The sequence below is a fragment of the Bradyrhizobium sp. USDA 3315 genome (assembly GCF_054056795.1).
On the sequence record NZ_JBSRYP010000001.1, the window covers coordinates 7,821,033 to 7,843,707 of the forward strand.

General features: G+C 65.3%; 22 protein-coding genes. 8 read left to right on the forward strand and 14 right to left on the reverse strand.

The annotated features are described in order from the left end of the window. Window positions 1–24: 24 nt before the first annotated feature. Both ACVIYL_RS36780 and ACVIYL_RS36785 read left to right on the forward strand, forming a co-directional pair. Window positions 25–1,038: a methyltransferase gene (locus tag ACVIYL_RS36780; protein ID WP_456780874.1), complete on the forward strand. Its 1,014-nt coding sequence runs from the start codon at window positions 25–27 to the stop codon at window positions 1,036–1,038. 92 nt (window positions 1,039–1,130) lie between these two features. Further along, window positions 1,131–2,471 carry an MFS transporter gene (locus tag ACVIYL_RS36785; protein WP_092085594.1) on the forward strand — a complete coding sequence of 447 codons (1,341 nt, stop codon included), beginning with the start codon at window positions 1,131–1,133 and terminating at the stop codon, window positions 2,469–2,471. Between the two features lie 15 nt (window positions 2,472–2,486). Here the strand turns inward: ACVIYL_RS36785 and ACVIYL_RS36790 are convergent, their stop codons facing one another. Together ACVIYL_RS36790 and ACVIYL_RS36795 are read right to left on the reverse strand one after the other, a co-directional pair. Further along, a complete protein-coding gene (locus tag ACVIYL_RS36790; protein WP_168855732.1) occupies window positions 2,487–2,957 on the reverse strand; it encodes a carboxymuconolactone decarboxylase family protein in 471 nt (156 codons plus the stop codon). Beyond that, window positions 2,954–3,361, reverse strand: coding sequence for a cupin domain-containing protein (locus ACVIYL_RS36795; protein WP_253609167.1), 408 nt, complete (start codon window positions 3,359–3,361; stop codon window positions 2,954–2,956). The genes ACVIYL_RS36790 and ACVIYL_RS36795 overlap by 4 nt, the downstream gene beginning before the upstream one ends. 88 nt (window positions 3,362–3,449) lie before the next feature. On the opposite strand from ACVIYL_RS36795, the gene pdxR reads away from it, so the two are divergent. After that, window positions 3,450–4,904, forward strand: coding sequence for a MocR-like pyridoxine biosynthesis transcription factor PdxR (pdxR, locus tag ACVIYL_RS36800; RefSeq protein WP_253609168.1), 1,455 nt, complete (start codon window positions 3,450–3,452; stop codon window positions 4,902–4,904). Here the strand turns inward: pdxR and ACVIYL_RS36805 are convergent. Continuing rightward, window positions 4,882–5,709: an SDR family NAD(P)-dependent oxidoreductase gene (locus ACVIYL_RS36805; RefSeq protein ID WP_253609169.1), complete on the reverse strand. Its 828-nt coding sequence runs from the start codon at window positions 5,707–5,709 to the stop codon at window positions 4,882–4,884. The genes pdxR and ACVIYL_RS36805 overlap by 23 nt on opposite strands. Window positions 5,710–6,029: 320 nt before the next feature. On the opposite strand from ACVIYL_RS36805, the gene ACVIYL_RS36810 reads away from it, so the two are divergent. Further along, window positions 6,030–6,323, forward strand: coding sequence for a hypothetical protein (locus ACVIYL_RS36810; protein WP_229159760.1), 294 nt, complete (start codon window positions 6,030–6,032; stop codon window positions 6,321–6,323). Between the two features lie 178 nt (window positions 6,324–6,501). Then, complete coding sequence (locus tag ACVIYL_RS36815; RefSeq protein ID WP_253609170.1) at window positions 6,502–7,134, forward strand: TerC family protein; 633 nt, start codon at window positions 6,502–6,504, stop codon at window positions 7,132–7,134. A 64-nt stretch (window positions 7,135–7,198) separates the two neighbouring features. Here ACVIYL_RS36815 and ACVIYL_RS36820 read toward each other — a convergent pair whose 3' ends face one another. The 4 genes from ACVIYL_RS36820 to ACVIYL_RS36835 all read right to left on the reverse strand — a co-directional run bounded on the left by ACVIYL_RS36820 (window position 7,199) and on the right by ACVIYL_RS36835 (window position 11,994). After that, window positions 7,199–7,918 carry an RraA family protein gene (locus ACVIYL_RS36820; protein WP_028344569.1) on the reverse strand — a complete coding sequence of 240 codons (720 nt, stop codon included), beginning with the start codon at window positions 7,916–7,918 and terminating at the stop codon, window positions 7,199–7,201. A 376-nt stretch (window positions 7,919–8,294) separates the two neighbouring features. Then, window positions 8,295–9,176, reverse strand: a complete 882-nt coding sequence (pssA, locus tag ACVIYL_RS36825; RefSeq protein ID WP_253609171.1) for a CDP-diacylglycerol--serine O-phosphatidyltransferase — start codon at window positions 9,174–9,176, stop codon at window positions 8,295–8,297. 77 nt (window positions 9,177–9,253) lie between these two features. Next, a complete protein-coding gene (locus ACVIYL_RS36830; protein ID WP_016846296.1) occupies window positions 9,254–9,952 on the reverse strand; it encodes a phosphatidylserine decarboxylase in 699 nt (232 codons plus the stop codon). 53 nt (window positions 9,953–10,005) lie between these two features. Continuing rightward, on the reverse strand, window positions 10,006–11,994 hold the full coding sequence (locus ACVIYL_RS36835; protein ID WP_253609172.1) for an ABCB family ABC transporter ATP-binding protein/permease: 1,989 nt from the start codon (window positions 11,992–11,994) through the stop codon (window positions 10,006–10,008). Between the two features lie 213 nt (window positions 11,995–12,207). On the opposite strand from ACVIYL_RS36835, the gene ACVIYL_RS36840 reads away from it, so the two are divergent. Further along, the gene (locus tag ACVIYL_RS36840) at window positions 12,208–12,813 is read left to right on the forward strand and encodes an LOG family protein (protein ID WP_253609173.1); all 606 of its coding nucleotides are present in this window, start codon (window positions 12,208–12,210) and stop codon (window positions 12,811–12,813) included. A gap of 161 nt (window positions 12,814–12,974) precedes the next feature. Here the strand turns inward: ACVIYL_RS36840 and ACVIYL_RS36845 are convergent, their stop codons facing one another. From ACVIYL_RS36845 to cysS, 4 genes are all read right to left on the reverse strand, one after another. Continuing rightward, window positions 12,975–13,352, reverse strand: coding sequence for a VOC family protein (locus ACVIYL_RS36845; RefSeq protein WP_253609174.1), 378 nt, complete (start codon window positions 13,350–13,352; stop codon window positions 12,975–12,977). A gap of 109 nt (window positions 13,353–13,461) precedes the next feature. Then, entirely contained in the window at window positions 13,462–15,060 is a 1,599-nt protein-coding gene (gene cimA, locus ACVIYL_RS36850) for a citramalate synthase (protein WP_253609175.1), read from the reverse strand. Next, a complete protein-coding gene (locus ACVIYL_RS36855) occupies window positions 15,057–15,563 on the reverse strand; it encodes a GNAT family N-acetyltransferase (RefSeq protein ID WP_141340545.1) in 507 nt (168 codons plus the stop codon). Before ACVIYL_RS36855 ends, cimA begins: the two co-directional genes overlap by 4 nt. Beyond that, window positions 15,560–16,975 (reverse strand): cysteine--tRNA ligase, encoded by a 1,416-nt coding sequence (gene cysS, locus ACVIYL_RS36860; RefSeq protein WP_253609176.1) that lies wholly within the window; start codon window positions 16,973–16,975, stop codon window positions 15,560–15,562. The genes ACVIYL_RS36855 and cysS overlap by 4 nt, the downstream gene beginning before the upstream one ends. A 294-nt stretch (window positions 16,976–17,269) precedes the next feature. Here cysS and ACVIYL_RS36865 point away from each other — a divergent pair, with 294 nt between their 5' ends. Together ACVIYL_RS36865 and ACVIYL_RS36870 are read left to right on the forward strand one after the other, a co-directional pair. After that, window positions 17,270–17,593, forward strand: a complete 324-nt coding sequence (locus ACVIYL_RS36865) for a hypothetical protein (protein WP_253610037.1) — start codon at window positions 17,270–17,272, stop codon at window positions 17,591–17,593. Between the two features lie 143 nt (window positions 17,594–17,736). Beyond that, window positions 17,737–18,903 carry a DUF2865 domain-containing protein gene (locus ACVIYL_RS36870; protein WP_375167093.1) on the forward strand — a complete coding sequence of 389 codons (1,167 nt, stop codon included), beginning with the start codon at window positions 17,737–17,739 and terminating at the stop codon, window positions 18,901–18,903. A gap of 7 nt (window positions 18,904–18,910) precedes the next feature. Here ACVIYL_RS36870 and ACVIYL_RS36875 read toward each other — a convergent pair whose 3' ends face one another. The 3 genes from ACVIYL_RS36875 to ACVIYL_RS36885 form a co-directional block, all read right to left on the reverse strand. Beyond that, window positions 18,911–20,662 (reverse strand): NAD+ synthase, encoded by a 1,752-nt coding sequence (locus tag ACVIYL_RS36875; protein WP_057017264.1) that lies wholly within the window; start codon window positions 20,660–20,662, stop codon window positions 18,911–18,913. Between the two features lie 148 nt (window positions 20,663–20,810). Then, entirely contained in the window at window positions 20,811–21,164 is a 354-nt protein-coding gene (locus ACVIYL_RS36880) for a diacylglycerol kinase (RefSeq protein ID WP_028334253.1), read from the reverse strand. A gap of 49 nt (window positions 21,165–21,213) precedes the next feature. Continuing rightward, window positions 21,214–22,602 carry a class II 3-deoxy-7-phosphoheptulonate synthase gene (locus ACVIYL_RS36885; protein ID WP_028334252.1) on the reverse strand — a complete coding sequence of 463 codons (1,389 nt, stop codon included), beginning with the start codon at window positions 22,600–22,602 and terminating at the stop codon, window positions 21,214–21,216. Window positions 22,603–22,675: the final 73 nt, after the last annotated feature.

The window sequence follows — 22,675 nt, forward strand, 5'->3', positions numbered from 1 at the left end:
GAGCAACATGAGGGGGAATGATCGATGGCCTCTGTCCAAGCATCCGCAAGATTGCTGCACCTTATTCAGTCGCAGCGCGTGACCGCGGTCATCTATGTCGCCGCGAAGCTGGGGATCGCCGAGCTCCTGCGCGATGGATCGCGGCCCCTTGGCGAACTCGTCGAGGCGACCGGTGCGAACAAGCAGGCGCTCCGCCGCCTGCTGACCGCGCTTTCGACCATAGGCATTTGCACGGTCGCTGAAGAGCGATACGCATTGACCGAACTGGGGGCTTGCCTTGACGGGGCCGCAACCCAGTCCCTCAAGAACTGGACGATCTTTGAAGGCCAATTTCTGACCGAATCGTGGACCGGGCTACAGGACTCGATCATGACCGGCAAGACCGCCGCGCAACTGCTTGACCATGAAAACAGCTTTGATCTGATGGCGCGCGATCCGGAGATGGTCAGCATATTTAATGCGGCTATGACGGAGGGGACCCGTCTGGCGATTCCGGATATCCTGGGGGCCTACGACTTCGGTGCGTTCGCTCATCTCATGGATGTCGGCGGCGGCTCCGGCGAACTCGTTGGCGCCATAGCCGGGCAGCATCCGCATATCCGAGGGACTATTTTCGACCTTCCGCGCTGCGCCGAATCCGCGACTGGCCACCTGAGGCGCAGCGGGCTCAGTGATCGCATCGAATTCATGGCCGGCGATTTCTTCCAGACGATTCCATCGATCGCGGATGCCATCGTCATGAAGAACATTATTCACGATTGGAGCGATGAGCGCAGCATGGTCATCCTCGCAAACTGTCGAAGGGCGCTCCCCGGAGGTGGCGTGCTCCTGCTTATCGAACGGATCATGCCGGAATTCCCGAGCGTAAGCGATGCGCACAGGGAACAGACGCTGACCGATCTGCTCATGCTTCGCGGGCCTGGCGGTCTCGAAAGAACGGAAAAGCAGTACGTCTGGCTGTTTCGCGAATCCGGCTTTACTCACACCGCGACCTATCCGGCCGGGCGTCTCAGCGTCATCGAGGCAAAGGTCACCTGAGCTTTCGAGGTCAGACCATTACTCGCGCGCAATGGAGCAGCGACTGGTTTGAAGGACATCATAGGCAAAAGCATATTTTGGAAGGAACAAGAATGCATCTGCCTGCTGCAAACAAGTCATCGTCGCCGATATTGGAGAACCCGGCGTACAAGGCCGTGTTCGCGAAGGTCGACTGGCGCCTTATACCTTTGCTACTGATCGCCAGCATGGTCGCCTTTCTCGACCGCATCAACATCGGCTTCGCACAGCTTCAGATGAAGCAGACACTGCCGTTTGATGATGCAGTCTACGGGCTCGGCGCGGGCATCTTCTTCGTCGGATATTTCCTGTTTGAAGTGCCCAGCAATCTTCTTCTGGAAAGGATCGGCGCGCGCAAGACCCTGTTGCGGATCATGGTGCTCTGGGGATTGGCGGCGACCGCCATGATGTTCGTATCGACGCCGCTCCAGTTCTATGCGGCGAGGTTCTTCCTTGGTGTCTTTGAGGCCGGCTTCGCCCCGGGCGTGCTGCTGTACTTGACGTACTGGTACCCGTCGGTAAGGCGCGGGCAGGTCATCGCGATCCTCGCGTCGGCGCCCCCCATTGTGATGTTCATCGCTGGTCCGCTGTGTGGTTCGATCCTGAAGTATTTCGACGGCGTCAGCGGTCTTTACGGCTGGCAATGGCTGTTTCTGATCCAGGGGTTGCCCGCGCCAATCCTCGGCGTTCTCGTGTATTACCTGCTCAAGGACAAGCCGTTCCAGGCCGCGTGGCTCTCGAAGGGGGAGAAGGCGCTGCTGGACGATGCTTTACAGCATGACGAAGAGAACATCGTGAAGGCGACCTCGGGGACGTTCCGGCAGCTGCTGCGAGACCCGAAGGTCTACCTGTTGTCGCTGGCCTGTTTTTGTCTGCTGGGCGCCAACTACACGATGGTATTCTGGATGCCGACCCTGATCCATAGCTGGGGAGTAAAGGATCCGCTACTGGTCGGCGTCTATCACGCAGTAGCCAACGCTGCGGGTATCGTCTGCATGATCCTGATCGGTCGTCATTCGGACAAGCGGCATGAGCGTCGCTGGCACTATGCGACCTGCGTCACGATTGCCGCCGGCGGCTTGTTCTTTCTCATGTTGCTCCACGGCACTTTTGTTGGTTCGATCCTGGCTCTCTCCTTCGCCGTCATCGGGTTTGTGTCAGCGCCGCCGCTTTTCTATGCATTGACCAGTGAGTATCTCTCAGCAGGCGCGGCGGCCGGCGGCCTTGCCCTCGTCACCAGCCTCGGAAACCTCGGTCCGGCGGTAAGCCCGTCGATCACCGGGTTCATCGTGCGGAACACCGGCGACAACATCTATGGCATGTACTTCGTCATGGCGCTGTACTTGCTCTCCGGCGCACTCCTGCTGCTGAGCATGCGGCCCGCAACGAATGAGTTGCTCCTGTCGAGGAGTTGACCCATCCTGCCAAGATCAAGCCGCCGCAGCCGAATGCTCGACCACGGCCTGCGGCGGGTTGCGGAAGCCGATTGCGATGCGGTTGTACGTATTCATCAGGCCGATCGCGATGGTCAGGTCGACCAGTTGCTTCTCGTTGAACACCTCGCGGGCCGCCTGGTAATCGGCATCCGGAATCGCGGTCTCCGCCACGCGGGTGACGGTTTCGGCCCAGGCCAGCGCGGCGCGCTCCTCGGCGTCGAACAGCGCCTCGGCCTCGCGCCAGACCTGCAGCACCGCAAGCTTCTCGACCTTGACGCCCATCTTCAGCAGGCTGCGGGTATGCGAGTCCAGGCAATAGGCGCAGCCGTTGATTTGCGATATCCGCAGATAGACCAGTTCGACGAGCTGCGCGGAAAGCCCGCTTTGCGTGATGTAGCCATAGACGCCGCCGAGCGCCTTGATGCCCGCTGGCGCGACCTTGTTGTAGTCGATCCGCATGCTCATTGCTTGTGTCCTTCCTTGTCGAACACAGTCAGCGCCTTGTCGTTGCTGTCGACGACGAACACCGCAAGCAGCTTCGCCGGTTCGGTCGCGCTGGCGTTGCGCCCGAGCACGTGATGCGCGCCGGGCGGCTCGAAGAAGCTGTCGCCGGCCCGATAGACATGCGCGACCTCGCCTTCCAGCTGGCTCTCGATCGCGCCCTGGAGCACGTAGACATAGAGAAACGCCGATTTGGCGTGATGATGCGGCGCCGACGGCTCGCCGGGCGGAAAGTTGACCTCGACCGCGATCAGCGACTTGCCGGGAATGTTCGTGATCATGTGCTCGAACTTCGGCGTCACCGATTGCGCCATCACCGGGGTCGCAAGCGCCGCGCAGGCCAGCAGCGTCGTCATCAAGGTCTTCATCTCGTGCCTCCATTGCTACCGGATAGATGCGGGCACGCATGGCCAAAAAGAAGCACCAAGAATGAACCGAATTGGTGTACCACGGGCCATGTCCAACCCGCTTCCCATCGCGCTCGACCGGTCGGCCAGGACGCCGCTCTCCGAGCAGATCCGCAAGGCGATCGCGGCGGCGATCGACAACGGCGTGCTGGTGCCGGGCGCCCGGCTGCCATCGTGGCTCGACCTTGCCGCGCAGCTCGGCGTTGCGCGCGGCACCGTGCGGGCGGCCTATGACAAGCTGTCGGACGCCCAGCACATCGTGTCGTCGAAGGCGGGCGGCACCACCGTCGCGAGGCGGCCCAGGAAGGCCGCCAAGCCCGATGCGCCGGTCGCTCCCGGATCGGTCGTGGAGATGTTTCGCGATCTGAGCGGTCAGGGACACTTCCGGATGGGCGTCCCCGCGCAGGATAGCCTCCCCGCCAAGCTGCTGGCGCGAATCCGCGCGCGCGCCGTCCGGGCGGAATTGAGCGCGGTGATGCGCTATGTCGATCCACGCGGCGAGCTCGAATTGAGACGCGAGATCGCGGCGCATCTCGCGATCGCGCGCGGGCTCGAATGCTCGCCCGCGCAGATCGTCATCACCTCGGGATTCAGCGGAGGACTCGGCCTCGCGATGCGCGTGCTCGGCCTCGAAGGCCGCCGCGCGTGGATGGAAGACCCGGGATTTCCATTGACGCGAAAGGGCCTCGAGCTCGGCCGGCTGGAGGTCGTCCCGATCCCCGTCGATGCCAACGGCATCGATGTCGAGCACGGTCTCAAGCACGCCCCCGACGCGGCGCTCGCGGTCGTGACCCCGGGCCAGCAGGCGCCGCTCGGCCCGCCGCTGTCGCCGCAACGTCGCGCGCAGCTGCTCGACTGGGCCGCCCAAACCGGAGCCTTCATCATCGAGGACGACTATCTCGGCGAATTGCAGCTCGATGGCCGTGCCGCGCCGGCGCTCGCCTCGCTCGATCGCGCCGGCCGGGTGATCCATCTCGGCTCCTTCAGCAAGACGATCTCGCCGACGCTGCGCCTCGGCTTCCTGGTTGCGCCAGAGCCATTGGCGGCGCAGTTCGCCGATGTCGCGACGTGCCTGGTCCCCGCTCCCGGCCCAGCGGTGCAGCTGTCCACCGCGGAGTTCATGCGCGATGGTCACTACATCCGCCATCTCAGGCGAACCAAGCGGGCCTATTGCAACAACCGCGATGCGCTAACGACGGCGCTACGGAGCTGGAGCAACGACGTGCAGGTTGCCGGCCTCGCCGTCATGCTGACGCTGCCGGACAAGACCGCCGATGTCGAGATCGTCAGGGCACTGCTCGCGCACGGGCTGGCGCCCGCCCCGCTCTCGCCCTGGTATTTCTCACCGAAGCGCGCGCAGCCGGGTCTCTTGCTCGGCATTGCGACGGTGCCGGATCGCGGCGTTCCGGCCGCATGCAAGCGCCTGTTCGAGGCGATCCGCGCCCAAGGTCGCGTCCAAAGTGCGCCGGTCTCGCGCCGGATCAGGAAGCCCGCAGCCCGGTGAGCGTCAGGCTCAACGCCTTGAGCCGCTTGCGCGCCTCGGCGTCATAGGCCTGGGCATGGGCGCGCGCCTCGCGCTTGCCGTCGAAGAACAGCCCGCTCCGGCCTGCCACATCGTCGTCCTGGACCAGACGCAGGATGGCATCACCGCCCTGCTCGACGGTCGAGATCGGCGTCGCGCCGCTGGCGCGCACCATCGTGGTGTTCATGTAGGTCGCGGGGTGCAGCGAGTTGACGGTCACGCCGGAGCCTTCCAGCTCCGCGGCCAGGTCGATGGTGAACATGATCTGCGACAGCTTGCTCTGCGCATAGGCGCGCGCACCGCTGTAGTTCTTCGTGATCATCACGTCGCCGAAATCGATCGGGTGCTGGCCGAGCGACGCGACATTGACGATGCGCGCCGGCGTGCTCGCCTTGAGCCGCGGCAGCAACAGATGCGCGAGCAGGAAACCGGCGAGATAGTTGACAGCGAAGCGCAGCTCGTGGCCATCCTTGCTGGTCTGCCGCGCCGGCCCCTCGTTTTGCGAACCGATGCCGGCGTTGCTGACGAACACATCAAGGCGTTCCTGATCGTCGAGCACCAGCTGGGCGAACTCGCGGACCTCGGTGAGCGAGGACAGATCGGCCTGGTAGAACATCGGCTCGCGGCCGCTGAGGCGCTTGATCTCGTCGGCGAGCGTCTGCGCCCGCTTGGTATCGCGGCCGTGGATCAGGACCCGGGCGCCGGCCGACGCCAGCTTCATCGCGACGTAGCGGCCGACGCCATCGGTGGAACCGGTGATCAGCACCGTCTTGCCTGCCATATTCATCGAAATTGCCTTTCGATCGTTCGCCCAGCGCTGTCAGCAAAGATAAAGGCGCCGAGCGGACTTTGCCATGGCATGCCACCGCGCCGGCGGCGCCAAAATGGCGTCCAAGATCACCCCCGGGGGCTCGGGCCTTCTCCGGAACCGCATACGTACATCTTGTCGCGCGGCCGGCGGTCGCGCGGCGCCGCGTCGCGCGTCAAGGAGATCGCGTTCTGATATCCTCGACGTGAACGACAAGTCAGGATCGGTAAAGGACCGGAATGTCCTCGATCATTCCAGACACGATGCTGCGAAAGACTCCCTCGCTGGAGCCGTTCGGCATGCTGCTGTTGTTCGGCGCGCTGACCGCGCTGCCGATCGTCCTGACGCTCCGCCTGGTTGAGCCTGCACTCGTGCTGCCCGTGCTCAGCCTGTTGTTGTTCGTCCAGGCAGCCATTGCTGCGATTGCCGCGCGCGTGATCCACGTGCGCTCAACCGTGGCGAACCTCACGCTGTGGGATTTTGCCGGCGCGTTCACCTTCATGGGGTGCGCAGCGGCGATCCTCGGCGAACCGGATCAGGCGGCGCTGTTCTTCGAGGAAGAAGCAGCAATGCGTCCGGTGTCACGACCGTAATCCCAGGCCGGGCCCCTCTGGCAGCCACAAGCTGCGATGTCGGACTGGAACTCAGTTGGAGTGGCCCTGCTTCGACCCGTGACGCGGTAGGCGTCGCGGTGGATTTGCCATCTGCATGACGGCAAGAGCCGGTTTCGTCGAAAGGGTCCGCTCCCCGACCTCAAGGGGAACATGACCCATGTCCGAACTATTTTCGCCCGAGTTGTTCTCACTCGACGCCCTCAGCGCATTGCTGCAAGTCGTCGTCATCGACCTCGTGCTGGCCGGCGACAACGCCGTCGTGATCGGCCTTGCCGCGGCCGGCCTGCCGGAGAAACAGCGCGGCAAGGCGATCCTGATCGGCATCGGTGCCGCGACACTGCTGCGCATCATGTTCGCCCTGGTCACCACGCAGCTGATGCAGATCGTCGGCCTGCTGCTGGCCGGCGGCATCCTCCTATTGTGGGTGTGCTGGAAGATGTGGCGCGAGCTGCGCGCCGACGCGCACGAGACCGTGGCCGAACATGCCGATGGCGCAAAGGGGCAGCGCAAGACGCTGTGGCAGGCCACCACGCAGATCATCGTTGCCGACGTCTCGATGTCGCTCGACAACGTGCTGGCGGTCGCGGGTGCGGCGCGGGAGCAGCCGATCGTGCTGGTGTTCGGCCTCGCGCTCTCGATCGCGATGATGGGCGCGGCGGCCTCCTTCATCGCGCGGCTGCTGCAGAACCACCGTTGGATCGCCTATGTCGGCCTCGCCGTGATCTTCTATGTCGCCATCGACATGACGGTTCGCGGGGCGAACGAGATCGCGAAGGTGGCTCCGGCCTGACATCGAAAGCAAAACGGCGGGCCCTTCCGGCCCGCCGTTCTGCAAATCGACAAAGCGTGCTGCCTCAGTGGATTTCCGCCGAACGCTTCAGCGCGTCCTTGAGCTTCTCGAGCGAGAAATCCTTGCTGCGCGCGATGTCCAGGATCGGGGTCTCGCGGCGGCCGCAGAGTTCGGCGGCCTCGGGCAGCTTCGCCGCGACTTCATAGGGGATCACGATCGCGCCGTGGCTGTCGGCGTGGATCAGATCGTCGGAACGCACCGTCATGCCGGCGACGCGGACCTCGCCGCCGAAGCTCTCGGCATGCACCCAGGCGTGCGACGGGCCGATCGAGCCGGCCAGCGCCTGGAAGCCCGGCGCCCATTGCGGGATGTCGCGGATCGAGCCGTCGGTGATGACGCCGAGGCAGCCGAGCGCCTTGTGCACGTTGCTCTGCACCTCGCCCCAGAACGCACCATAGCCGACGTCCGGGCCGTCGATGTCCTGGATGACAGAGATGCGCGGGCCGAAGCCGGTGCCGACATATTCGTAATATTCGATGCGGCGCTTCGACTGCTCCTCGGCCGAGAGGCCGGATTTCAGCACCGAGCGGATCGTCGTGGTGCGGGCGTAGCCGACCATCGGCGGCAGCGTCGGGAACGGGCAGACCAGCGGCTTCACGGTGTAGCCGATCAGACGGCGCTCCGGCGCGACGATCTCCATCGCGTTGCAGATCGTCGGCGTGTCATAGCGCGCCAACGCTTCAAGGACGGATGCAGGAAGCGGGGCGGAAGCGGATGTCGTCACGGCGTTTCTCTCCTGATTTTTGGCGTCAGATCATGATGCGTTTCCAGGGAAACGCATCATGATCTCATTTCTTTGTTTGAGCATGATCTTTTCGGAAAACCGGTCTCCACTTTTCCGGATCATGCTCGAGCGGGCCGTCTCAGCCTATAGCCGAGATCGCAGGCGAACCCAACCGAGGCACGCTCATGGCTGATATTTGCTGGAATGAAACCACTCTATCACCGTCACCCTGAGGTGGCCGCTTCTTCAGCGTCCCTCGAAGGGTCGACGGCCCCAATCTCGGAGCCGGGCCGTACATCCTTCGAGGCTCGCCCGGCGGCGCAATTGCGCCGCAAGGCTCGCACCTCAGGATGACGGTCGACTACCGAGGGCGCACTCAGTGCAGATGCGTCGGACGATCGTCGTGGTCACTCTCCGCGACCGGCGCCGTATAGGGAGCAGCGGCCTGCGCCGCCACCGGCGCGCTTGCAGCCTGCGTCTGCGCTGCAAGCTGGCGCTCCTGGTGGCGGTAGGACTTCCAGCCCCAGGGCAGGCTGATCAGATAGAGCACCGAGCCCGCCGACAGGATGTGCCAGGGATAGCCGATCAGCAGCGCGACGATGAACACCACCGACACGAACACCGGCAGCACCATTTCCGGCGGCACGCGCATCTTCACGGTCTTGCCGGAGAACACCGGCAGCCGCGACACCATCAGGAAGGCGATCAACAGCGTGTAGAACGCCGTCAGCGTCGCCGGCGGCATCGGCACGCCGAGGAAGGCGAGATAGATCGGCAGCAGCACGGTGATCGCACCGGCCGGCGCCGGCACGCCAGTGAAATAGTTGGCGGCAAACGCCGGCTTGTTCGGATCGTCGATCGAGGCATTGAAGCGCGCAAGCCGCAGGCCGCCGGAGATCGCGAACACCATCGCGGCGATCCAGCCGCCATTGTTCAATTCATGCAGCTGCCAGAAATACAGGATCAGGCCCGGCGCGACGCCGAAATTGACGAAGTCGGCGAGGCTGTCGAGTTCGGCGCCGAATTTCGACTGGCCCTTGATCATGCGCGCGACGCGGCCGTCGATGCCGTCGAGGATCGCGGCGAACACGATGGCGGCGACCGCCAGCTCCATCCGCCCTTCCGTCGACAGCCGGATCGCGGTGAGGCCGGCGCAGATCGCCAGCAGCGTGATCATGTTCGGCACCAGCATCCGCACTGGGATCGGGCGGAACCGGCGGCGGCGATACTCGGTGGAATTCGGATCGAATGGCGTCATGGCCTGATGAATATAGCAAGCGCCGCCCGGCTCCGCCATTGCGGCGGGAACCGGCTGATGGGGCTGGCGAAACAGAGTTAATCGGCGCGGTAGGTCCGGCCCGGATCGGCGTTGCGGAAATCCGCCAGAATCGTCTCGCCGGCAACCGCGGTCTGCCCCTCCGAGACCAGCGCCTTGGTGCCCTCGGGCAGATAGACGTCGAGCCGCGAGCCGAAGCGGATCAGGCCGAAGCGCTCGCCGGCGCCGATCGACTGGCCTTCCTTGACGAAGCAGACGATGCGCCGCGCCACGAGGCCCGCGATCTGGACCACGCCGATGCGCCCGTTGGAGGTCGAGATGACGAGCGAATTGCGCTCATTGTCCTCGCTCGCCTTATCGAGCTCGGCATTGATGAAGGCGCCGGGCCGGTAGGCGATGCGGTCGATGCGGCCGACCACCGGGCTGCGGTTCACATGGCAGTTGAACACGCTCATGAACACCGAGACCCGCGGCAGCGGCTTGTCGCCGAGCCCGAGCTCGGCCGGCGGCAGCGCCTGCACCACCATCGAGACGCGGCCGTCGGCCGGCGATACCACGATGCCGTCGCGCAGCGGCGTCACGCGAACCGGATCGCGGAAGAACAGCGCGCACCAGACGGTCAGCAGCGTCCCGATCCAACCCAGCGGGGTCCAGATCCAGAACAGGATCAGGCTCGCCAGAGCGAAGCCGCCGATAAAGGGATAGCCCTCGGGGTGGATCGGCGGGATCTGCGCGCGGATGGAGTTGGCGATCGACATCAGAGCTCGCTTGCGTTTCCCCGCCCCATTTGGCGGGAGAGGCCCTAAATCGACTATTCCGCGGCGGTCGGCAAGGGTTTCTCACCCGCATCAGGGCTGGAATCCTCCGACGTTTCGGTGACCGCCGGCGGCAGCCGATTCGGCGCGGTGCCGTCGTCATCGACCTGGGCGAGCCGTTCGCGGGCCTCCTCGGCCTCGCGTTGCCGGTTCCACATGCTGGCATAGAGGCCGTCGGCGGCCAAAAGCCGCGCGTGGGTGCCGCGCTCGGCGATCCGGCCCTGGTCCAGCACGATGATCTCGTCGGCGCCGACGATGGTCGACAGCCGGTGCGCGATCACCAGCGAGGTGCGATTGCGCGAGACCCGCTCCAGCGCGCCCTGGATCTCATGCTCGGTGTGGCTGTCGAGCGCGGAGGTCGCCTCGTCCAGCACCAGGATCGGCGGCGCCTTCAGCACCGTGCGCGCGATCGCGACGCGCTGCTTCTCGCCGCCGGAGAGTTTCAGGCCGCGCTCGCCGACCTGCGTCTCATAGCCCTGCGGCGACATCCGGATGAAGCCGTCGATCTGCGCAAGGCGCGCCGCCTCCTCCACCTCGTCGTCGCCGGCGTCCCAGCGGCCGTAGCGGATGTTGTAGCGGATGGTGTCGTTGAACAGCACGGTGTCCTGCGGCACCATGCCGATCGCCGAGCGCAGCGAGGCTTGCGTCACGGTCTTGATGTCCTGGCCGTCGATCAGGATGCGGCCGCTCGAGACGTCGTAGAGACGGAACAGCAGCCGCGAGATCGTCGACTTGCCGGCGCCGGAGGGGCCGACGATCGCAACCGTCTTGCCGGCCGGCACCTCGAAGCTCAGGCCCTTGAGGATCGGCCGGTCCGCCTCGTAGGAGAAGCGGACATCCTCGAACCGCACGCTGCCGGACGACACCGCAAGCGGCTTGGCACCCGGAATGTCCTTCACCTCGGGATCGCGCGCCAGCACGTCGAACATCTTCTCGATGTCGATGATCGCCTGCTTGATCTCGCGATAGACCATGCCCATGAAATTCAGCGGCTGGTAGAGCTGGATCATCATCGAATTGATCAGCACGAAATCGCCGACGGTGTGGGTGCCGTTGCGGATGCCGAACGCGCACATCAGCATGGTCGCGGTCAGGCCCGCGGTGAAGATGATCGCCTGCCCGGTGTTGAGCACCGCAAGCGAGGTGTAGGTCTTCACGCTGGCCTGCTCGTAGCGCTCCATCGAACGGTCGTAGCGCCGCGCCTCGCGCTCCTCGGCGCCGAAATATTTCACTGTCTCGTAGTTGAGCAGCGAGTCGATCGCCTTGGTATTCGCCTCGGTGTCGGAATCGTTCATCCTGCGGCGGATCTCAATCCGCCACTCGGTCGCGATATAGGTGAAGTACATGAACACGACGACCGTGAGCAGCACCGCGAGCACGTAGCGCCAGTCGAACTGCCAGAGCAGCACCGCCGCCAGCAGCGCGACCTCGACGATGGTCGGGATCAGCTGCAGGATCACCATCCGCACGATGGTCTCGATGCCGGAGCGGCCGCGCTCCAGCACGCGGGTCAGGCCGCCGGTCTTGCGCTCGAGATGGAAGCGCAGCGACAGCTCGTGCATGTGCACGAAAGTGATGTAGGCGAGCCGCCGCACCGCATGCATGGCGACGCGGGCGAAGATGCCGTCGCGCCACTGCGTCAGCACCGCCATGATGATGCGCACCGCGCCGTAGCTGATCGTCATCAGCACCGGCGAGGCGATCAGCCAGACCACCCAGTTCGAGGCCGCAACCGGCGCAGAGCCGGTGCCGTTCAGCGCATCGATCGCCCATTTGAAGGTGAACGGCACCGACAGCGTGGCAAGCTTGGCGAACAGCAGCAGCACCACCGACCAGATCACGCGCGTCTTCAAATCGGCGCGGTCGCCGGGCCAGATATAGGGCCAGAGATGAACGAGGGTGCCGAGCAGCGTCCCCTTCTCGGCGGCCGGCGACGTGGCCGTGGGCTGTGCGGCGCCGGTCACACTCTGTTGCGGCGGCACCATCAGGCGCCCGCCCGCGCGGTCACGGCGCGGCGGTCCGCTGCCACATCTTTTCCACGGTTTGCCATTGTGCCCGTCATATAGATCGTTTGAACGCGGCGTACAGGCTTATGACGAAAATTGTTCGCGATTCGCGGGAATTTACGGGATTTTTTGGCTCTCCATCCCCATATGGGAGTCTTGACCCTGTTTACGCTGCAGTGCCACAAGGAACGTATGAACCAAATCAAGACTGTCTGTGTTTATTGCGGCTCCGGCCCCGGTAACAATCCCCGTTTCGTTGAAGCTGCCGTCGCACTCGGCAAGAGCTTTGCCGAAAACAACGTGCGCCTGGTCTATGGCGGCGGCTCGATCGGCTTGATGGGCGCGGTCGCGAGATCGACGCTCGATCACGGCGGCTCCGTCACCGGCATCATTCCCGAATTCCTGCGCGCGCGCGAGAACGCGTTGACTTCGGTTCAGGAGATGATCGTCACGCCCGACATGCATGAGCGCAAGCGCCTGATGTTCGAGCGCTCGGATGCGTTCGTCGCGCTGCCCGGCGGCATCGGCACGCTGGAGGAGCTGGTCGAGCAATTGACCTGGCAGCAGCTCGGCCGTCACCACAAGCCGATCCTGCTCGCCAACATCGACAATTTCTGGGAGCCCCTGCTCTCGCTGCTCAACCACATGCGCATGACCGAGTTCATCCGCCCGACGCTGCCGATCAACGTCCTGATGGCCGATCGCGTCGATGAGATCCTGCCACGGCTGCGTTCGGCGGTGGCACGCATGCCCGAGGCCGCGAAGGAACTCGCGCCCGAAGTGGCGCGGCGGCTGTAACTGTTCGCCGCACTTTCGGCTCCATGACCGTCATGCTGAGGAGGCCGCAGAGCGGCCGTCTCGAAGCACGACGGCCCCGCTGGTGGCCGTCGATCCTTCGAGGCTCGCTTCGCGAGCGCCTCAGGATGACGGGTCTAACCAAGCGTCCGTTTGAAGTCACCCTACTCGCTCGGAAACGTCACGGCCTCGATGCGGTTGCCGTCGGGATCGAGGACGAAGGCCGCATAGTAGCGCACGCGGTCGTGCGGGCGCAGGCCCGGAGGGCCATCGGAGAGGCCGCCGGACGCCAGCGCGGCGACGTGGAAGGCATCGACCTCCGCGGTGGTCTTCGCGCGCAGGCAGATATGGGTGCCGCTCGCATGCGGCACCTGCGCCATCATGGCGCGCAGATTGATCCAGAATTCGGGATAGGCCTTGCCGAAGCCGATCGTCGCCGGCCGCGTGACGAGGCGGCTCAGGCCAAGCGCGGCCAGCGTCGGCTCATAAAACCGTGCGGCCCGTTCCAGATCGCGGACACCGACGGAGACGTGGTCGATCATGGATACTCCCTCCCCGTTGTCATTCCGGGATGGTCCGAAGGACCAGACCCGGAATATCGGGATTCCGGGTTCGCTGCTTCGCATCGCCCCGGAATGACGGCTCAATCACTCACGCCTGCACGCCTGACCTCACCAGCTTGTAGAATACCGAATCCATCAGCGCTTGGAACGAGGCGTCGATGATGTTGGGCGAGACGCCGACCGTGGTCCAGCTCTCGCCGGTCTCGTCCTCGCTTTCGATCAAGACGCGCGTGACCGCCTCGGTGCCGCCATTGAGGATACGCACGCGGTAGTCGATCAGCTTCAGGCCATCAATATATTTCTGGTACTTGCCGAGGTCCTTGCGCAGCGCGACGTCGAGCGCGTTGACCGGGCCGTTGCCTTCGGCGGCCGAGATCAGCCGCTCGCCGTCGACATCGACCTTCACCACCGCGAGCGCCACGGTGACGCGCTGGCCGTTAGCGTTGTAGCGCTGCTCGACATTAACGTCGAACTGCTCGACCTTGAAATATTCCGGCACCTTGCCGAGCGTGCGGCGCGCCAAGAGATCGAACGACGCGTTGGCTGATTCATAGGCGAAGCCCGCGGCCTCGCGCTCCTTCAATTCCTCGACCAGCCGCGTCAGCCGCGGATCGCTCTTGTCATAGGCGATGCCGGCACGGTCGAGCTCGGCCATCACGTTGGAGCGGCCGGCCTGATCGGACACCAGCACCTTGCGGTGGTTGCCGACGGAATCCGGCAGCACGTGCTCATAGGTCTGCGGATCCTTCATGACAGCCGAGGCATGGATGCCGGTCTTGGTGACGAATGCGCTTTCGCCGACATAGGCCGCATGGCGGTTGGGCGCGCGGTTCAGCATGTCGTCGAGCGTGCGCGACACCTTCATCAGCGTCGCCAGCTTCTCCGTGGTGACGCCGATCTCGAACTTGTCGGCAAACTCCTGCTTCAGCTTCAAGGTCGGGATCAGTGAGCAGAGGTTGGCGTTGCCGCAGCGCTCGCCGAGGCCGTTGAGCGTGCCCTGGATCTGCCGCGCGCCGGCCCGCACCGCGGCGAGCGAATTCGCCACCGCCTGCTCGGTGTCGTTATGGGCGTGGATGCCGAGATGGGCGCCGGGCACCTGCTTGATGACTTCGCCGACGATGGTCTCGATCTCATGCGGCATGGTGCCGCCATTGGTGTCGCACAGCACCACCCAGCGGGCGCCGGCCTGATAGGCCGCCTTGGCGCAGGCGAGCGCGTAGTCGCGGTTCTCCTTGTAGCCGTCGAAGAAATGCTCGCAGTCGACCATCACCTCGCGGCCGAGCGCCTTCGCGGCCGCGACGCTATCGCGGATCGAGGCGAGGTTCTCCTCATTCGTGGTCTCGAGCGCGACGCGGACCTGGTAGGCGGAGGATTTCGCGACGAAGCAGATCGCGTCCGCCTTGGCCTCGAGGATGCCGGCAAGCCCGGGATCGTTCGACGCCGAGCGGCCCGGCCGCCGCGTCATGCCGAAGGCGGTGAAGCGTGCGTGGTCGAACGCAGGCTTCTTGCTGAAGAACTCGGTGTCGGTCGGATTGGCGCCGGGATAGCCGCCCTCGACATAGTCGATGCCGAGCGCGTCGAGCATGCCTGATATCACCTGCTTGTCCTGCAGGGTGAAGTCGACGCCATTGGTCTGCGCGCCGTCGCGCAGCGTGGTGTCGAACAGATAGAGGCGCTCGCGGCTCACGCGTGGCCTCCCGGGGTCGCGACACCATCGAGCTGCTTCTGCATCGTGGTGTTGGCGAGCCACTCGTCGTTGATAGTGACCGAGTTGCGCTGCTGGGCGACGTAGCCGCGCTTGCGGAAGAATTCCAGCGCGGTGTCGCTGGCATCGACCTTCAGGGTCTTGGTGCCGCGGGCGCTCGCGATCTTCTCCAGCGCATCGCACAGCGCGCTGCCGACACCCTGCCCGACCGCGCTCGGATGCACATAGAGCATGTCGATGAGATCGGCGCCCTTCAGCGAGGCGAAACCGACCGGGGCGCCCTGCAAGGTCGCGATCAGCGTGAGCTGGCCGGCGAGCTTCTTGCCGAAGGCCGCCTCGTCGTCGGCGGCCATCGCCCAGGCTTCCTGCTGCGCCTCGCTGTAGTCGTCGCCGGTCAGGTCCATGATCGAGGCCGCGAAGATCGCCGCCAGCAGCGGCGCGTCGTCGGGCAGATACGGGCGCAAGGCGGGCGCGGAGCGGCTCATCGCGCGACCTCCCAGGTGGTGATCGGCTTTCCTTCGGCATCCTTTCCGTCCTTGATCGCCACGCCCATCGCGGCGAGCTGATCGCGGATCCGATCCGACTCCTTGAAGTCCTTGCGGGCCCGCGCCGCGGTGCGCTCGGTGATCAGTGCTTCCACCGCGGCGGCATCGACACCGCTCGCCTGCTGCTTGCGGGCCTCCCACGCGGCCGCGCTCTCCGACAGGAAGCCGAGCAGCCGGAGCGAGCCGGCAAACTCCCTGCGGCTCTGTTCGCTGCTCGACGCAGCACCGCGCAGGCCGTGCAGCACGGCCATCGCCTGCGCCGTATTGAGGTCGTCGTAGAGCGCCTCGACCATCGCCGGCGACGGCGCGCCGGGATCGGCGTCGGCCGCGACCGCGTACCAGTCGTCGAGTGTCTTCGCGGCCTCCTCGGTGGCCTTGGCGGTCCAGTCGAGCGGCGAGCGATAATGCGTCTTCAGCATGGCAAGCCGCAGCACCTCGCCCGGCCGATCGGCCAACAGATCGCGGATCGTGAAGAAGTTGCCGAGCGACTTCGACATCTTCTCGCTTTCGATCTGCAGGAAGCCGTTGTGCATCCAGACATTGGCCATGCGGTCGGAGTGGAACGCGCAGCAGGTCTGGGCGAGCTCGTTCTCATGATGCGGGAACACCAGGTCGATGCCGCCGCCATGGATGTCGAACTTCTCGCCGAGATGCTTCCAGGCCATTGCCGAGCACTCGATGTGCCAGCCGGGCCGGCCCTCGACCTTGATGCCTGCCGGCGACGGCCATGACGGCTCGCCCGGCTTCGACGGCTTCCACAGCACGAAATCGGTGTTGTCGCGCTTGTAGGGCGCGACATCGACCCGGGCGCCGGCGATCATCTCGTCGAGCGAACGCTTCGACAGCGCGCCGTAACGCGGCAACATCGAGTTGGCCGCGTTCATCGCCTGCGGCGAGAACAGCACGTGATCCTCGGCGACATAGGCAAAGCCGCCGGCAACCAGCTTCTCGATGATCGCGCGCATCTCCGGGATGTGCTCGGTCGCGCGCGGCTGCACGGTCGGCGGCAAGCAGCCGAGCGCCGTGACGTCGTCCTGATATTGCTGATAGGTCTGCTCGGTGACCTTGCGGATCGCCTCGTTCAGCGGCACGCCGGGATAATCCCGCGCGGCGCGGACGTTGATCTTGTCGTCGACGTCGGTGACGTTGCGGACATAGGTCACGTGATCGGCGCCATAGCGATGGCGCAGCACGCGAAACAGCACGTCGAAAACGATGGCGGCGCGGCCGTTGCCGATATGGGCGAAGTCGTACACCGTCGGTCCGCAGGCATACATGCGGACGTTGTCGGCATCGAGCGGCACAAACGGCCGCTTCTCCCGGGTCAGCGTATCGTAGAGGCGCAAATCCATGGAAACCGTTCCCTTGCGGCCGGGCGGTCCAATGCTCTCATGTGTTGAGAAAAGACGGCCTCAGCCAGCGAATCGCTAGCTCATAATCTCGCGGCAAATGCTGCAGATGGCGAGGTGGCCGTTCATGGTTCCACCATGTCTCACGGCCCCATTATTGCGTCAAGGGGCTGTTTTCGGGCGGTTAGCCACCCGCTCCGCACCGAAATCACGTCAACGCCCTCATGGTTAATCATTATTAAGGATTTGGGCGTATCCGGTCGCTTGCGGATTCCCCGCCATTTTCACTGGTGCACCATGCGGCCTGTTTCAGCATTGATTGCCTGCACGCTCTTTATTGCTCCGTCCTTCCTTGTTTCCTCGGCCGCGCTGGCCGACAGCCGCGTCTTCATCGTCGCCAACCAGGCCGACGGCTACGGCATCGACCAGTGCCTCGCCCGCGGCGATCGCTGCGGTGCCTCCGCCGCCCGCGCCTATTGCCGGTCACGCGATTTTGCGCAGGCCACCAATTACCGCCGCGTCGATCCCGACGAGATCACCGGTGCGGTTCCGCACGCCGCGAATGAAAAATGCAACGGCAACAGCTGTGGTGAATTCGTCGCCATCACCTGCCAGCGCTGAGCCAAGCCGCTGGCCAGACGGGGTTATTGCCACACCGGCGCCCCGGAAACGACGTGACGCTGCCCCGAGAAACGGCTATTGCAGCGGCCTTGCCCGCGCGCTTTGGCGTTGATCGCCGCGCGGCGTCGTTTTAATGGCCGGATATGCCCAATAGCTCCCGTTCTCGCTTCTCCCGCTGGTTTCTGAGTTGCGCCGTGCTGGCCGGCATGTCCCTGCCCGCCATGCATGCCCTGGCGCAAGTGCCGCCCGGCCCGCCCGGTCCGGCTCCGCAAGGCGCGCCACAGCCCAATCCGCAGGCCAATCCGATGTGCGGCCGGCTCGAAGGCCAGCTGGCGGCGATCGACCGCGGCGGCGGCTCCGGCGACCCGGCCAAGGACGAGCAGATCCGCCGCTATCAGGACGCGGCAACCCGCCAGCAGGGCGAGCTCGATCGCGTGACGGCGCAGGCCCGGCGCATGGGCTGCGACAGCTCCGGATTCTTCTCGCTCTTCAACAACAATTCGGCGCAGTGCGGTCCGGTCAACACCCAGATCCAGCAGATGCGCGCCAATCTCGACCAGATCACCGCCAATCTCGAGCGGCTGCGCTCGGGCGGGCTCGGCGGCGCCGACCGCGAGAACCAGCGCCGTTCGGTCCTGACCGCTCTGGCGCAGAATAATTGCGGCCCGCAATATGCCGCGGCCGCGCGTGGCCCCGGCAACTTCCTCGAGAACCTGTTCGGCGGCGGTGGCGGCGGCAATCCCAACAATCCGCTGCCCCCGCCCGATGCGCAGTATGGCGCCCAGTCCGGCACCTTCCGCACCGTCTGCGTCCGCACCTGCGACGGCGCCTATTTCCCGATCTCGTTCGCGACCGTGCAGGCGCGCTTCGCCGCCGACGAGCAGATCTGCAAGGCGCAGTGCCCTGCCGCGGATGCCAGCCTGTTCACCTACCGAAATCCCGGCGAGGACATCAACCAGGCGGTCTCGATCAGCGGCGTGTCCTACTCGTCGCTGCCGAACGCCTTCAAGTACCGCACCGAGTTCAATCCGTCCTGCTCCTGCAAGCCGGCCGGCCAGAGCTGGGCCGAGGCGCTGAAGGCGGTCGACGACAAGGCGTCCGCCGAGCAGCAGGGTGACATCATCGTCACCGAGGAGAGCGCGCGGAAGATGCAGCAGCGCGCCCAGACCAAGGCCGCCGCCGGCAAGAAGGGCGCGCCCGCAGCCGCAGCTCAACAGCAGCCCGCCGCCGCTGACGCCGCGGCACCGGCCGCGCCGGCGAGCGACGGCCAGATCCGCACCGTCGGCCCGACCTTCATTCCCAAGCGGTAAGAAGAGTTCAGCCCTCGAACGCTTCCGCCGACGCGCGCGAGGTGCGCGCCACCAGCGTCTCGTCGGGCGCCGGCAGCGCCTTGCCGAAATCGCGGAAGCGGTTGGTGATGGGATAGCGGCGGTCGCGGCCGAAGTTCTTCCGCGTCACCTTCACCCCCGGCGCCGCCTGCCGCCGCTTGTATTCGGCGATGTTGAGCAGGCGATCGACCCGGGCCACCACGTCGCGGTCGAAGCCGGCTTCGATGATGGTCGCCAGCGGCTCCTCGCGCTCCACCAGCCGCTCGAGGATCGCGTCCAGCACGTCGTAGGGCGGCAGCGAATCCTGGTCGGTCTGGTTCTCGCGCAACTCGGCGGTCGGCGGCCGGATGATGATGTTGACCGGGATCACCTCGCCTGACGGCCCGAGCGCGCCGTCCGGCTTCCAGCCATTGCGCAGGCTCGACAGGCGAAACACCTCGGTCTTGTAGATGTCCTTGATCGGATTGAAGCCGCCGTTCATGTCGCCGTACAGCGTGGCGTAGCCGACCGACATCTCCGACTTGTTGCCGGTGGTCACCACCATGGCGCCGGTCTTGTTGGAGATCGCCATCAACAGCGTGCCGCGGGCGCGCGCCTGCAAATTCTCCTCGGTGATGTCGCGGTCCAGCCCCTTGAACACCGGCGCCAGAATCGTCTCGAAGCCGTTCACGGCATCGGCGATCGGCAGGATCTCGTAGCGGATGCCGAGCGCCGCGGCGAGCTTGGCGGCATCGTCGAGCGACACCTGCGCGGTGTAGCGGAACGGCAGCATCACGCCGCGCACCTTGTCGGCGCCGAGCGCATCGACCGCGATCGCCGCGCACAGCGCCGAGTCGATGCCGCCGGAGACGCCGAGCAGCACGCCGGGAAAACCGTTCTTGCGGACATAGTCGCGCAGACCGAGCACGCAGGCCGCGTAATCGGCCTTGTCGCCCTCGAGCTGCGCCGTGATCGGCCCGTTGCAGCGCCAGCCGTCGGCGGTCTTGCGCCAGGTCAGCGTCGTGATGTTCTCCTCGAACGCCGGAAGCTGCGCCGCGACGGAAAGATCGGCATTCAGCGCGAACGAGGCGCCGTCGAAGATCAGCTCGTCCTGGCCGCCGACCTCGTTGAGATAGACCAGCGGCAGCCCGCTCTCAGTGACGCGCGCGACGACGATCGACAGCCTGAGGTCGGCCTTGTCGCGGGCATAGGGCGAGCCGTTCGGCACCACGAGAATCTCGGCGCCGGTCTCGGCGAGACATTCGACGACGTTCTCGTATTCTTCGGACTCCTCGAGCCAGATGTCCTCGCAGATCGGCACGCCGATACGCACGCCGCGCACCGTCACCGGGCCCGGCGCCGGGCCGCGCGCGAACAGCCGCTTCTCGTCGAACACGCCGTAATTCGGCAGATTGGCCTTGAAGCGCAGCGCGGCGATGCGGCCGCCGTCGAGCAGCGCGCAGGCATTGTAGAGCTTGCCGTCCTCGACCCACGGCGTGCCGATCAGCATCGCTGGGCCACCATCCCTGGTCTCGCGCGCCAGTTCCTCGATCGCGGCACGGCAGGCCGACTGGAACGCCGGCTTGAGCACCAGATCCTCCGGCGGGTAGCCGGCGATGAACAGTTCCGACAGCACCACGAGGTCGGCGCCGTCGGCCTTGGCTTTCTCGCGCGCGGCGCGCGCCCTCGCGGCGTTGCCGGTGACGTCACCGACCGTCGGATTGAGTTGCGCCAGGGTAATCTTGATCTGTTGTTCGCTCATACGCTTAAGTTGTCCTGCACAACAGCAAACTTCAATCACCTTCCAGTCATGGTGCGATTGCAGAAATCGCGCCATGACCGGCGGGAGCTTCTTTTGAGCATGATCTGATCGGAAAACCGGTCCCACGTTTCCGGATCATGCTCGGGAATCAGAACGCGCCCATGCGTTCAGCGAGGGCGAACAGCCAGAACAGCCCGGCCATGACGAGCGCGACGCCGACCGCGGCCGAGCCCATGTCCTTGACCCGCCCGATCTGCGGATCGTGATCCATGGTCAGGCGATCGGCTAGCTTCTCGATCGCGGTGTTGAGCAGCTCGATGACGAGCACCAGCACCACGGTCGCGACCAATTCGACCCGGCGCATCACGGTGGCGCCGACCAGCCAGGCCAGCGGCAGCGACAGCGCCAGCGCCACCACCTCCTCGCGAATCGCCTGCTCCGAGCGAATGGCGAATGCCAGCCCGTTGCGCGAGTTGATGGTGGCTCGCCAGAACCTCAACAAGTCACGGCCCCCAAGTCCAAGTCACTGCCTGCCCAAGCCACAGCCCCAATCACAACCCCGCAGCGGCCGGCATCGGCTTGACCTTGCCGGCGCGCTCCTGCTTCAGGAGTTCGGCGATCAGGAAGGCCATGTCGATCGACTGTTCGGCATTAAGACGGGGATCGCAGACCGTGTGGTAGCGGTCGTTGAGGTCCTCATCGGTGATGGCGCGCGCGCCGCCGATGCATTCGGTGACGTCCTGTCCGGTCATCTCCAGGTGCACGCCGCCGGCATGGGTGCCTTCAGCAGCGTGGATCTGGAAGAACGACCTCACCTCCGACAGCACGCGATCGAACGGCCGCGTCTTGTAGCCCGAGGTCGAGGTGATGGTGTTGCCGTGCATCGGATCGCACGACCACACCACCTTGCGCCCTTCCCGCTGCACGGCGCGGATCAGGCCTGGCAGATGGTCGCCGACCTTGTCGGCGCCGAACCGGTTGATCAGGGTGAGGCGCCCCGGCTCATCGTCGGGATTGAGGATGTCGATCAGCTTCAACAGTTCGTCCGGCTTCAGCGACGGGCCGCATTTCAGGCCGATCGGGTTCTTGATGCCGCGGAAATATTCGACATGGCCGTGATCGAGCTGACGGGTTCGGTCGCCGATCCAGATCATGTGGCCGGAGGTCGCGTACCAGTCGCCGGTGGTGGAATCGACCCGCGTCATCGCCTGCTCGTAGCCGAGCAGCAGCGCCTCGTGGCTGGTGTAGAAATCGGTGGCGCGCAGCTCGGGATGGCTCTCGAGATCGAGGCCGCAGGCGCGCATGAAGTTCAGCGCATCCGAGATGCGGTCGGCCAGCTCCTTGTAGCGGCGTGATTGCGGCGAATCCTTCAGGAAGCCGAGCATCCACTGGTGCACGCTGCCGAGATTGGCGAAACCACCGGTGGCGAACGCGCGCAGCAGGTTCAGCGTCGCGGCGGATTGCCGATAAGCCATCAGCTGGCGCTGCGGATCGGGAATGCGCGCTTCCGGGGTGAAGGCGATGTCGTTGACGATGTCGCCGCGATAGCTCGGCAGCTCGACGTCGCCCTGCTTCTCGGTCGGCGACGAGCGCGGCTTGGCGAACTGGCCGGCGATCCGGCCGACCTTCACCACCGGCAGCGCGCCGGCATAGGTCAGCACGACCGCCATCTGCAACAGGACGCGGAAGAAGTCGCGGATGTTGTTGGCGCCGTGCTCGGCAAAGCTCTCGGCGCAGTCGCCGCCCTGCAGCAGGAAGGCCTCGCCGGCGGCGACCCGCCCCAGCGCCTTCTTCAGGCTGCGCGCCTCGCCCGCGAACACCAGCGGCGGAAAAGTCGCCAGCTGGGCCTCGACATCGGCCAATGCCTTGGCATCGGGATAATCCGGCACCTGCAGCACCTTCTTGGCGCGCCAGCTATCGGGTGTCCACCGCTCGGACATGAGGTCAACTCCTGAGCAAAAACCGCGACTTAATCACGGCATGAGGAAAGCCCGGCTTATACACAGGCCCCCG